The following is a 10992-nucleotide window of genomic DNA, read 5'->3' on the forward strand; positions in this document are numbered from 1 at the left end:
CCCGTATGGTAGGCCACGCCCCTTCGACTGACCATGACACACGCCGACCGACTGCTCGCCTGGTATGATCGACATCGTCGCACCCTCCCCTGGCGCACAGCCCCCGGGGAACGCACGGCGCCTTACCGTGTCTGGTTGTCGGAGATCATGCTCCAGCAGACCACCGTCGCCACGGTGGGCGAATATTTCCGCCGCTTCGTCGAACGCTGGCCCACCGTCGAGGCCCTGGCCGCCGCCCCGCTCGACGAGGTGCTCTCGGCGTGGGCGGGCCTCGGCTACTACGCCCGCGCCCGCAACCTGCATGCCTGCGCCCAGGCCGTCGCCAACGACCATGCCGGCCGGTTCCCGGAAGACGAGGCGGGCCTGCTCGCCCTGCCCGGCATCGGGCGCTACACGGCGGCGGCCATCCAGGCCATCGCCTTCGACCGTCCCGCCTCGGCGGTCGACGGCAACGTCGAGCGGGTGATCGCCCGCCTCTACGCCATCGACACGCCGCTGCCCGACGCCAAGCCCGACATCCAGGTCCGCGCCGCCCGACTGGTGCCGCAACAGCGCGCCGGCGACTATGCCCAGGCGATGATGGATCTCGGCGCCACCGTCTGCATCCCGCGCAACCCGCGCTGCGTCATCTGCCCCCTGATGCAGGGCTGCAAGGGCCGCCGGCAGGGCATCGCCGAGGAGCTGCCGCGCCGCGCGCCCAAGGCCGAAAAGCCGACCCGCCGCGGCCTCGCCTTCGTGCTGCTGCGGAGGGATGGCGCCGTCCTCTTGCGCAAACGGCCCACGAAGGGACTTCTGGGTGGCATGGACGAGGTGCCGTCGAGCGCCTGGCGCGAGGGTCCGTTCGTCGCGGCGACGGCGCTCGCCGAAGCCCCGGTTCCGGCGCGCTGGGTAGTGATGGACGGGCTCGTCCGGCACACCTTCACGCACTTCCACCTCGAACTCACCGTCAGCCGCGCCATCGCGACGACCGGCCGGCTCGCGGCGCTGGCCCCCGGCACGAGCTGGTCGGCGCTCGACAAGTTGGATGAGCGCGCCCTGCCCACGGTCATGCGCAAGGTGATCGAGCACGCGGTGAAGGCGTAGCAGCTCCATCAACGGTACCGGGATACCTAAATTTGGGGGTGCGACTCTCGCTTCGTTTATTTCGTTTATTTCGTTTGTTTCGTTTATTCGCGAGGCCGCTGACTTTTTCAGCGGCCTGTTAGTCTAGAGCCCCGCCCTCACCTGCTGGCGAAGATGGTCGATCGGCAGGCGGGCGCCGCCGGCGACGTCGATGTGCCAGAAGGTCCAGCCGTTGCAGGCCGGCGCGCCCTGCACCGCCGCGCCCACCTGGTGGATCGAGCCGCGATGGTCGCCCCGCGCATTCGAGGCGGACAGTGAGCCATCGGCGCGCACACGGGCGTGCAACTGGCCGCTGGGATCGCTCAGCACGGCGCCGGGCTGCAGCAGGCCCGACTCGATCAGCACGCCGAACGGGATGCGCGGCTCGGCCCGCTTGCTGGGCTTGGGCGTCACGTCCTCAGGCGCCAGCGGCGTGATCTCGGCGATGCGCTTGCGCGCGATGGCGGCATAGTCGGGATCGCGTTCCAGGCCGATGAAGCGGCGGCCGAGGCGGCGCGCGACGGCGCCGGTCGTGCCGGTGCCGAAGAACGGATCGAGGATGACGTCGCCCGGATTGGATGCCGCCATGATGCAGCGGAACAGCAGCGCCTCGGGCTTCTGCGTCGGATGGGCCTTCTTGCCGTCCTCGCCCTTCAGCCGCTCGCCGCCGGTGCACAGCGGCAAGAGCCAGTCGGAGCGCATCTGGGTGCCCTCGTTCAGCTCCTTCATCGAATCGTAGTTGAAGGTGTACTTCTTGTTGGCGCGGTCGCGCGCCGCCCAGATCAGCGTCTCGTGGGCGTTGGTGAAGCGCTTGCCGCGGAAGTTCGGCATCGGGTTCGACTTGCGCCAGACGATGTCGTTCAGCAGCCAGAAGCCCTGGTCCTGCAGCGCCGTGCCGATGCGGAAAATGTTGTGGTAGCTGCCGATCACCCACAGCGTGCCGCCGGGCTTCAGCGCCCGGCGCGCCGCCTTCAGCCAGGCGTTGGTGAACTTGTCGTAGAGGGCGAAGCTCGTCCCCGCGGAATCGGAGGCCTCTCCGAACTTGTCCCAGTCGTCGTCGACCGCGTCGACCTTGCTGTTGTCGGGCCGCAGCAGGTCGCCGCCCAGCTGGAGATTGTAGGGCGGGTCGGCGAAGACCATGTCGACGGACGCTTCGGGCAGGCTCAGCATCAGGTCGATGCAGTCGCCGACGAGTACGCGATCGATTTTTTCCACAGGCATCTGTGGAAGATGAATCCACAGAGATTCGCGGTCAAGAAGTCAATTGAATCAATTGCTTAGACACCATATCGAGTCGATTTCCCCGGTCGACCCACCATAGCTGGGCCGACATCGATCGAAAGCCGACCTCTCATCGCGTGGCTGCCGCACCGATGGCCTCCAGTCGCCGGAAGGCTGCCTCCGGGAGGTCGAGCTCTGCCGCGCGCAGATTCTCATGCAGGTGAACGACCGAAGAGGTGCCCGGGATCAGAAGGATGTTGGGCGCGCGCCGCAACAGCCAGGCAAGCGCCACCTGCATCGGCGTGGCCGCCAGCTCGCCCGCCACGTCCGACAGGATCGAGGACTGCAGCGGGGTGAAGCCGCCCAGCGGGAAGAAGGGCACGTAGGCGATTCCCAGCCTCGCGAGCTCGTCGATCAGGGCATCGTCGGCGCGATGGGCGATGTTGTAATGGTTCTGCACGCAGACGATCTCGGCGATGCCGCGCGCCTCGGCGACCTGCGCCGGGGTGGCGTTGCTGACGCCGAGATGGCGGACCAGCCCCTGCCTCTGGAGTTCCGCCAGTGCGCTGAAGGGCGCCTCGATCGAGCCCTCGGCCGGCCCGTGATCGCTGCCCATGATGATCCGCAGATTGACGACGTCGAGCGCCGGGACGCCGAGGTTGCGCAGGTTGTCGTGGACGGCGCGCGTGAGATCGGCCGGGGTGAACGCCGGGTTCCACGAGGCGTCGTCGCCGCGCACGGCACCGACCTTGGTCACGATCACCAGCCCGTCCGGATAGGGGTGGAGCGCCTCGCGGATGAGCTGATTGGTGACGTGGGGGCCGTAGAAGTCGCTGGTGTCGATATGATCGACGCCGCGCGCCACCGCCTCGCGCAACACGGCGAGCGCGCCCTCGCGATCCCGCGGCGGACCGAAGACGCCCGGCCCGGCGAGCTGCATCGCGCCATAGCCCAAGCGCCTCACGGATCGAGTGCCGAGGCGGAAGGTACCGGAGGGGGTGGTGGTCATGAAAATCTCCTGTGGTGACCGCCGACATATGGACCTTGCCTCGATGCACGATAATCCTGCGCAATCGCGACGGCCTGTGCGAAATAATGCACAATGGTGACGAACGACCTGAACGATCTCTCCGCCTTCGCGGCCGTCGCCCAGGCGGGCGGGTTCCGGGAGGCCGCGCGGCTGGGCCGCGTGTCGGCATCGAGCCTGAGCGAAGCCGTGAGGCGGCTGGAGGCCAGGCTCGGGGTACGCCTGCTCAATCGGACGACGCGCAGCGTCGCCCCGACCGAAGCCGGCGCCCGCCTCCTCGAACGGCTGACGCCGGCACTGGGCGAGGTCGAGGCGGCGCTGGACGTCGTGAACAGCTTTCGCGACCGTCCGGTCGGAACGCTGCGCCTCAACGTGCCGGGCGCGGCCGCGCATCTGGTGCTGCCCTCGATCGTGCCCCCGTTCCTGAAGGCCTATCCGGACATCCGGCTCGAAGTCATCGTCGAGGACAGCTTCGTCGACGTCCTGGCCGCCGGCTGCGATGCCGGGATCCGCTACGACGAAAGACTGGAGCAGGACATGATCGCGGTCCCGATCGGCCCGCGCGTCCAGCGCTTCGCGACGGCCGCCTCCCCCGACTATCTCGCCGCACGCGGCCGGCCGCAGCATCCGCGCGATCTGCTGACGCACGCCTGCCTGCGCGGGCAGTTCGCCAGCGGCGCGATGCCGCCCTGGGAATTCGAGCGCGACGGCGAAGTGGTGCGGGTCGATCCCACCGGGCCGCTGGTGGTGCGTCTCCCCGGGGCAGCGGACCTCGCGACCAGTGCCGCCGTCGCCGGTCTCGGCATCGTCCACCACTTCGAAGAATGGCTGCGCCCCCATCTCGACAGCGGCGCCCTGGAGCCGGTGCTCGCGCCCTGGTGGCAGAGCTTCCCCGGCCCCTTCCTCTACTATCCCGGCCGCCGCCATCTGCCGGCGCCGCTCCGCACCTTCGTCGATTTCATTAAATCCTGAAGTCGAAGCGCCCTCTCGAAATCGGGCAGGACGCATGCTAGGTAATACCAGATAATAATGTTGCCTTACTCGAGGTTCTCCGTGAGCACGACCGTTACCAGCAAAGGCCAGGTCACCATTCCGAAGCGGGTACGCGATCTGCTGGGCATCGGCCCCGGGAGTATGATCGATTTCGAGCGTGCCCAGGATGGCCGCATCGTTCTGGTCAAGATCGAGAAGAAGGGCCGCCCGAACCGCTTCGCCCGCCTGCGCGGGCACGCCGGAAAAGGCCTGAGCACGGCCGAGATCATGGCGATGACGCGCGGTGAGCCCTGACGTGACGCTGGTCGACACCAACGTCCTGCTCGATCTCGTGACCGACGATCCCGATTGGTCGGAGTGGTCCCTGGCTCGTCTCGAAGAGGCCGCCTTGGCGGGCCCGATCCTCATCAACGATATCGTCTATGCCGAGACATCCATCCGCTACGCCCGGATAGAAGATCTCGACCTGATGCTCGCCCAGGCGATGATCGAGATCGCGCCAACGCCGCGATCTGCCTTGTTCCTCGCCGGAAAGGCCTTTCAGCGATATCGTGCAGCAGGTGGCACACGCACCGGCGTTCTGCCCGACTTCTTCATCGGTGCGCATGCAGCCGTCGAAGGCTTGCCGCTGCTCACGCGCGACGCTGGCCGCTATCGCAACTACTTCCCGAAAGTTACGCTGATTACACTGCCGGCATAATCGGGACGCGATCCTTGGAAAGCAAAGACGACAGGATGGGGTTGAAGCGCCGTGAAGCGCTGGGTGCCGCTATGGCCGGGGGCGTCGCGCTTGCCGGCCTTTCGTCGCCCGCAAAGGCGGCCAGTGGCGTTCGTAGCCTGACGTCACCCGAGCAGCTCCGCGCGGCCTATGACCATGTCATCGTGGGCGCGGGATCGGCGGGCTGCGTGCTGGCGCATCGGCTGGGGCGGGCCGGGCGACGCATCCTCGTGATCGAAGCAGGCGGTCGGGCCGATCTTCCGGCCGTCGCGAACCCTCCGGCCTGGCCGACACTCCAGGAGAGCGCGCTGGACTGGCGCTACATGACGACGCCGCAGCCCGGGCTGGGCGGCCGCGCGATCACCTGCCCGCGCGGCAAGGCGATCGGCGGATCGAGCATCATCAATGCGCTGGCCTACCAACGCGGCCATGCGGCGGCCTACGACCGCTGGCCGGCGGGCTGGCGCCACGCCGACCTGCTCCCCTACTTCAAGCGCGCCGAGACCTTCTCCGGCGGCGCCAATGCCTGGCGCGGTGGCGACGGCCCGCTGCATGTCCTGTCGCTGGCCGACGTCACGGACCGCACGCCGGTCGCCGAGGCCTTCATGGCGGCGGCGCAGCAGGCGGGCTTCCCGGCGACGCCCGACCTCGGCGGCGAAGTCACGACCGGCGTCGGCTGGAACCAGCTCAGCATCAAGGGGTACCGCCGCGACGACGCCGCGACCGCCTATCTCGACAGTCTGGAGAGCGCCAACGGCGAGACACAGGTCGACCTGCTCGCCGGCGCCGAGGTGCTCGGCCTCGAGATCGAGCGCGGCCGCTGTCTCGGCGTGCGTCTGCCCAGTGGCGTCGTGCGGCCCGAGGGCGACGTGCTGCTCTGCGCCGGAGCCATCGATTCGCCGCGCCTGCTGATGCTGTCGGGCATCGGCCCGGCCGACGAGCTGCGCGCGCTGGGGATCGCCAGCGCCGCCGACCTGCCCGATGTCGGGCGCCATCTGGAGGATCACCCGCTGCTGGCCGGCGTGGCCTACCAGGCGCGCCGCCCGGTCCCGGCCTCGCACTACAATCACTGCGATTCGCTCCTCTACGTGCCGCACGCGACGGCCGGCGAGAGTCCCGACATTCTCGTCATGTGCCTGTCGGTGCCGTTCGTCCGGCCGACCGTCGGTCCCCTCGCGGCGCCGGCCTATGTCCTGGTGCCCTGCCACCTGCAGCCGCGCAGCCAGGGCAGCGTCAGGCTGGCCTCCAGCGATCCGCGAACCGCGGCGATCATCGATCCGAACTATCTGGGCGATCCCGACGATCTCGCGGTGCTGGCCAAGGGCGTCGAGATCGCGCGCGAGATCGGCGGGGCGAAAGCCTTCGACGACTGGCGCGCGAAGGAGGTCTATCCCGGACCGGCCTGGACGAGCGAAGCCGGCCGCCACGACTTCATCCGCCGGGCGACGGATTCGTTCCACCATCCCGTCGGCACCTGCCGCATCGGCGCCGTCGTCGACGAAAGCTTGCGCGTGAAGGGCGTCGCGGGACTGCGCGTCATCGACGCCTCGGTCCTGCCCGGCCTACCCGCTGCGATGTGCAATGCCGCCGTGACGGCAGTCGCGGAAAAGGCCAGCGACCTGGTGCTGGCGGGTTAGGCGCGGTTGCGCCGGAACAGCAGCGCGACGATCACCCCGCCCAGCACCGAGGCGAGGACCATCAGCGCGAAGAAGCCCACGGCCGCCCAGATCGCGTAGGTCTTCGCCTTGTGGCCGGCTTCGTCGACCTTCTTGTCGATGAGCGACCGCATCTCACCGACCTGCGCCTTCATCTCGTCCCGCAGCGCCTTCAGTTCGGGCCCCATCGCACGCGCGCGTTCCGCAGCGGTCTCCTTGCCCTTCTCGATCGCCTCTCGCGCAGGGGGCGGCGTCTGCTGGGCGACCACCGACGTGGTCGCCGCCATGAGGCCGAGAACGAGGATCAGGGAAGAGAGCAGTTTGGACATGCGCGGCCTCATCGAGTTGGTCGCCCACATGAACGCAGGCTTGGAAACATCCCGCAAGGGCACGCCGCGTATCATCTCCCTATGGTCCTTCGTCTCCAATTGACCCACCCACCTCGTCCTGAGGAGCGCCGCCCCTCGAGTACCTCGGGGTGAGGTCATTGTTGGAATGCTCGCCTCGATCATTCTCACCCGGAAGGCCCTATGGCAGCAGACGCGTCCAGCGCGCGAGGGTGAAGGCGATGCCGGCCAGATACAGGGGACCGAAGATCGACTTGTTGTGCCGCGCCAGCCACTCCGGAAGATAGATGTCGAAGTTGATGCGGCGATCGTCCGTGTGACGCGCGGCGATGGCCGTAAGCGGACACTTCCAGTCGTTGACGGCGAGCACCACGACCTCGACGAAGACGAGGCCGATCGACAGCGAGGCGTTGGAGTAGTCGGACCGTGCCGCGAAGATCCAGATCGCGAGGATGCACACCACGAAGAACAGCCAGACGATCGTGTGCGCGGTCCTTATGACAGTCAGCACCCGGGCCGCGCGGAGGTCAGGCGGTTTCTTCGGCAATCGCCTTCTTCACGCCCGGCCGCTCCGACATGCGGCGGCGGTGATCGACCACGCGGGGAATGCGCGCGGGGTCGACGCCGTCCTTCTCCAGCCACTGGGCGAGCGTGAAGAGATAGGGGTCGCAGATCGTGTACTGGTCGCCCATCACCCACGGGCCCTTCAGCAACTCGCGCTCGATCAGCTCGAAGCCGGCGCCGACCGATTCCGGCACCTTGCGCTTCATGGCGGCGATTGAATGCGCGTCGTCGGCATCGACCCAGCGATGGCCGCGCATGCGATGGGCGTGGGCCACATGCAGGCTAGAGCAGAGATAGGAATTGAACGACTGGATCTGGGCGAAGAAGAACGGATCGTCCATCGGCGCGAGCCGCGCCTGCGGGAAGCGCTGCGCGACATAGACCAGCATTGCCGGCGTCTCGGTGAGGATGCCCTTGTCGGTCACCAGCGCCGGCACACGGCCCTTGGGGTTGACCTTCAGATACTCGGCCGACGTCTGCTGCCCCGTCGCGAAGTCGATGCGCACCGTCGAATAGTCGGCGCCGACCTCCTCCAGCACGATGTGGGTGGCGAGCGAGCAAGTACTGGCGGTGTAGTAGAGCTTGAGCACGTTGGGTCTCCTGCCGTCAGAGTTCGGCGTAGATTTCGATGACGTTGGCTTCGGTGTCGCGGAAGAAGAGCGCGCGATGGCCCCAGGCCGGGATGTCGCGCGGCGGTCCCATCAGGTCGACACCAGCGGCCGCCAGCTCGGCCTGGATCTCGTTGATTTCGGCCGGCGCGACCCTGAAGGCGAGTTGCACCGAGGCCGAGCCCGGCGGGGCGCCCGGCCCGTCCCGGAAGACACCGTCGAGGCTGCGCGGCCGCAGGCAAAGCAGGCCGGACCCGACATGGAAGCTCACCCAGCGCGGCGTCTCGCGCTCGAGGCGGAACTTCATCACGTCGCGATAGAACCGTCGCGCGCGGTCGAGGTCGTCGCAGAGCAGGACGACATAGTCGAGGTTGCGGATCGAGCCGAGGCCCATGGCACACACCAGCGCTCACACCAGGCGCGTGACCGGCGCGAAGCTGCGCCGGTGGTGCGGGGTCGGGCCCAGCAGCGACAGCGCCTCGAGATGCTGCTGGCTGCCGTAACCGCGATTGGTCTCCCAGCCATAGCCCGGATAGGTCCGCGCGAGCGCGTGCATATAGCGGTCGCGCGTCACCTTGGCGAAGATCGAGGCGGCGGCGATCGAATAGGAATGGGCATCGCCGCCGACGATGGTCTCGGCCCGGCAGCCCAGTTGCGGCGGCGCACGGTTGCCGTCGATCAGCACGACCTCCGGCCGGTCGACCAGTGCCTGCACGGCGCGGCGCATGGCGAGATAGGTCGCCTGCAGGATGTTGACCCGGTCGATCTCCTCGACGCTCGCCTCGGCCACCGCGAACTGCACGACGCCGGAGGCAATCATGGCCTCGTAGGCCTCCTCGCGCTGTTCGAGCGTCAGCTTCTTGGAATCGTCGATCATGCGCAGCAGCTTGCGCGCCGCCCGCGTGCGGTCGATGACGGCCGCCGCGGCATAGACCGGCCCGGCCAGCGGGCCGCGCCCGGCCTCGTCGATGCCGGCAACACGCCCTTCGCAACGCAGTTCGAATCGAAAGCTTGGCATTATCCCCATCGAGGCCGGCTAGACTGGGCCATGCCCTTCATCGCCCGCATCATCGCAGAAGACGCCATCGCGATGGAACAGCTTCGTGCGGTGCGCAAACTCGATTTGCCGGACTGGTGTATTGCCGCGGGATTCGTGCGCAATCGCGTCTGGGACCATCTGCACGGCATCGCACCGGCGCGGCAACCTGTGGATATCGACGTCATCTATTTCGACGCAGGCGACGTTTCGCGGGAGAGCGAGGCGGAATTCGAGCGACGGCTCGACGCGCTGCTGCCCGGCCTGCCCTGGCAGGTGCGCAACCAGGCACGCATGCATGTCTGGAAGGAGCTGCCGCCGCATCGCGACACGGCGGACTCGATGGTCCACTGGCTCGAGTCGGTGACGGGGATCGGCGTGCGTCTCGAGGCCGACGACACGCTCACCGTCATCGCGCCGCTCGGCACCGACGATCTGCTGAACCTGCGCTGCCGCCCCACGCCCTACGGCCGCACGCGGCAGCACGAATACGATGCCCGCGTCGAGGCCAAGCGCTGGCGTGAACTCTGGCCCAAGGTCGAGTTCCTCGATTAGAGCCCGTCCAACCTAATGACCCACTCACCTCATCCTGAGGAGCGGCCGCAGGCCGCGTCTCGAAGGATGGGCAACAGACGGGGTGCGCGTGCCCGCCCTTCGAGACGCTCACTGCGTTCGCTCCTCAGGGTGAGGTTAAGCGTTGGAAGGTCGGCCCATTTCAATCTCGCCCGGAAAGGCTCTAGGCTCTGCGCGAGATGATCGCTGCGTTCCTGCCTCTGGCCGCCATCGCCCTGCTGGGCGCCCTGCTCCGCCACTTCATTCCCGGCATGGAGCAGACCCGCCAGTCGATGAACAGGCTGGTCCTCTATGTCTTCCTGCCGGCGCTGGTGTTCCGCACGGTCATGGACGGCACGCTCAGCCGCCTGTTCCTCGAAATCCCCGCTTTGGCCGCGATCGGCACGCTGTCGTGCCTCGCCGTGGGTTTCCTGGTGTTCCACTTCCTGCCGATCCCCGGCCCGACCAAGGGCGCGATGATGCTGGGCGCGGCGTTCGGCAACGTCACCTATCTCGGCCTGCCGGTGCTGCTGGGCGTCTTTCCCGGCCAGGCCGATCAGGTTTCCGAGGTCTCGGTCCTGTTCGAGGTCACCAAGTCGTCGCTCAACCTCACACTCGGCGCCATGATCGCCATCGCCTATGGCAGCCAGGAGCCGATCACCTTCCGGCGGACCGCGCTGGAGGCGCTGAAGCTGCCGCCGATCTGGGCGCTGGTCGCAGCCATCCTCTGGAAGCTCTCGGGCGTCCCCTGCCCGGCGATGGTCATGGATGCGGCGTCGATCCTCGCCGTGGCGGTGAGCGGCATCATGATGCTGTCGCTCGGCATGGCGCTGCGCTTCTCGGCCACCAGGCTGATGGCGCTGGCGCTGCCGGTCGCCGCCATAAAGCTCGTGTTCGCCCCGCTGGTCGTGTTCAGCGCCGTGGGCCCACTCGGGCTCACGGGCGTCTACAGCAACGCCGCCATCCTGGAGGCGGCGATGCCCAGCCAGCTCCTGTCCTTCATCATCGCCGGCAAGTTCAAGCTCGATGAGGAAACGCTGGCCTTCGTCATCATGGTCGACACGGTGCTGGCCTTCGTGACCCTGCCGCTGGTGCGAACGCTGCTGCTGTCGTGACGGCCTGAATCATTGGAGCGCGCAACTCCAGTTGCGCTCAAGCTCTGTCGACACG

14 protein-coding genes are annotated in these 10992 nt (G+C 67.8%); 7 read left to right on the plus strand and 7 right to left on the minus strand.

Annotated elements, in window-relative coordinates; genetic code table 11:
• The first annotated feature begins 33 nt into the window (after positions 1-33).
• Complete coding sequence (gene mutY, locus ACT6UX_RS19630; RefSeq protein ID WP_444776834.1) at positions 34-1083, plus strand: A/G-specific adenine glycosylase; 1050 nt, start codon at positions 34-36, stop codon at positions 1081-1083.
• Between the two features lie 123 nt (positions 1084-1206).
• Here the strand turns inward: mutY and ACT6UX_RS19635 are convergent, their stop codons facing one another.
• Positions 1207-2322: a site-specific DNA-methyltransferase gene (locus ACT6UX_RS19635; RefSeq protein ID WP_444776835.1), complete on the minus strand. Its 1116-nt coding sequence runs from the start codon at positions 2320-2322 to the stop codon at positions 1207-1209.
• 130 nt (positions 2323-2452) lie between these two features.
• The gene (locus tag ACT6UX_RS19640; RefSeq protein ID WP_444776836.1) at positions 2453-3331 is read right to left on the minus strand and encodes an aldo/keto reductase family oxidoreductase; all 879 of its coding nucleotides are present in this window, start codon (positions 3329-3331) and stop codon (positions 2453-2455) included.
• A 96-nt stretch (positions 3332-3427) separates the two neighbouring features.
• Between ACT6UX_RS19640 and ACT6UX_RS19645 the strand changes: the two genes are divergently transcribed.
• The 4 genes from ACT6UX_RS19645 (at position 3428) to ACT6UX_RS19660 (ending at position 6697) form a co-directional block, all read left to right on the plus strand.
• Positions 3428-4321 carry a LysR family transcriptional regulator gene (locus ACT6UX_RS19645; RefSeq protein ID WP_444776902.1) on the plus strand — a complete coding sequence of 298 codons (894 nt, stop codon included), beginning with the start codon at positions 3428-3430 and terminating at the stop codon, positions 4319-4321.
• A gap of 81 nt (positions 4322-4402) precedes the next feature.
• Positions 4403-4636, plus strand: coding sequence for an AbrB/MazE/SpoVT family DNA-binding domain-containing protein (locus ACT6UX_RS19650; RefSeq protein WP_444776837.1), 234 nt, complete (start codon positions 4403-4405; stop codon positions 4634-4636).
• A 1-nt stretch (position 4637) separates the two neighbouring features.
• A complete protein-coding gene (locus ACT6UX_RS19655; protein ID WP_444776838.1) occupies positions 4638-5042 on the plus strand; it encodes a type II toxin-antitoxin system VapC family toxin in 405 nt (134 codons plus the stop codon).
• A 14-nt stretch (positions 5043-5056) separates the two neighbouring features.
• Positions 5057-6697: a GMC family oxidoreductase gene (locus ACT6UX_RS19660; RefSeq protein WP_444776839.1), complete on the plus strand. Its 1641-nt coding sequence runs from the start codon at positions 5057-5059 to the stop codon at positions 6695-6697.
• On the opposite strand, the gene ACT6UX_RS19665 is transcribed toward ACT6UX_RS19660, so the two are convergent.
• The 5 genes from ACT6UX_RS19665 to ACT6UX_RS19685 all read right to left on the minus strand — a co-directional run bounded on the left by ACT6UX_RS19665 (position 6694) and on the right by ACT6UX_RS19685 (position 9252).
• Positions 6694-7044 carry a hypothetical protein gene (locus ACT6UX_RS19665; protein WP_444776840.1) on the minus strand — a complete coding sequence of 117 codons (351 nt, stop codon included), beginning with the start codon at positions 7042-7044 and terminating at the stop codon, positions 6694-6696. The two genes, ACT6UX_RS19660 and ACT6UX_RS19665, sit on opposite strands and share 4 nt — an antisense overlap.
• Positions 7045-7243: 199 nt before the next feature.
• A complete protein-coding gene (locus tag ACT6UX_RS19670; protein WP_444776841.1) occupies positions 7244-7609 on the minus strand; it encodes a hypothetical protein in 366 nt (121 codons plus the stop codon).
• Positions 7590-8216, minus strand: coding sequence for a glutathione S-transferase family protein (locus tag ACT6UX_RS19675; protein WP_444776842.1), 627 nt, complete (start codon positions 8214-8216; stop codon positions 7590-7592). The genes ACT6UX_RS19670 and ACT6UX_RS19675 overlap by 20 nt, the downstream gene beginning before the upstream one ends.
• A gap of 16 nt (positions 8217-8232) precedes the next feature.
• Positions 8233-8628 carry a VOC family protein gene (locus tag ACT6UX_RS19680; protein WP_444776843.1) on the minus strand — a complete coding sequence of 132 codons (396 nt, stop codon included), beginning with the start codon at positions 8626-8628 and terminating at the stop codon, positions 8233-8235.
• 15 nt (positions 8629-8643) lie between these two features.
• A complete protein-coding gene (locus ACT6UX_RS19685; protein WP_444776844.1) occupies positions 8644-9252 on the minus strand; it encodes a ribonuclease HII in 609 nt (202 codons plus the stop codon).
• A gap of 30 nt (positions 9253-9282) precedes the next feature.
• Between ACT6UX_RS19685 and ACT6UX_RS19690 the strand changes: the two genes are divergently transcribed.
• The gene (locus ACT6UX_RS19690; RefSeq protein ID WP_444776845.1) at positions 9283-9825 is read left to right on the plus strand and encodes a nucleotidyltransferase family protein; all 543 of its coding nucleotides are present in this window, start codon (positions 9283-9285) and stop codon (positions 9823-9825) included.
• A gap of 197 nt (positions 9826-10022) precedes the next feature.
• The gene (locus ACT6UX_RS19695) at positions 10023-10937 is read left to right on the plus strand and encodes an AEC family transporter (protein WP_444776846.1); all 915 of its coding nucleotides are present in this window, start codon (positions 10023-10025) and stop codon (positions 10935-10937) included.
• Positions 10938-10992 lie beyond the last annotated feature (55 nt).

The organism is Reyranella sp. (assembly GCF_052439685.1).
Taxonomy (GTDB): Bacteria; Pseudomonadota; Alphaproteobacteria; order Reyranellales; family Reyranellaceae; genus Reyranella.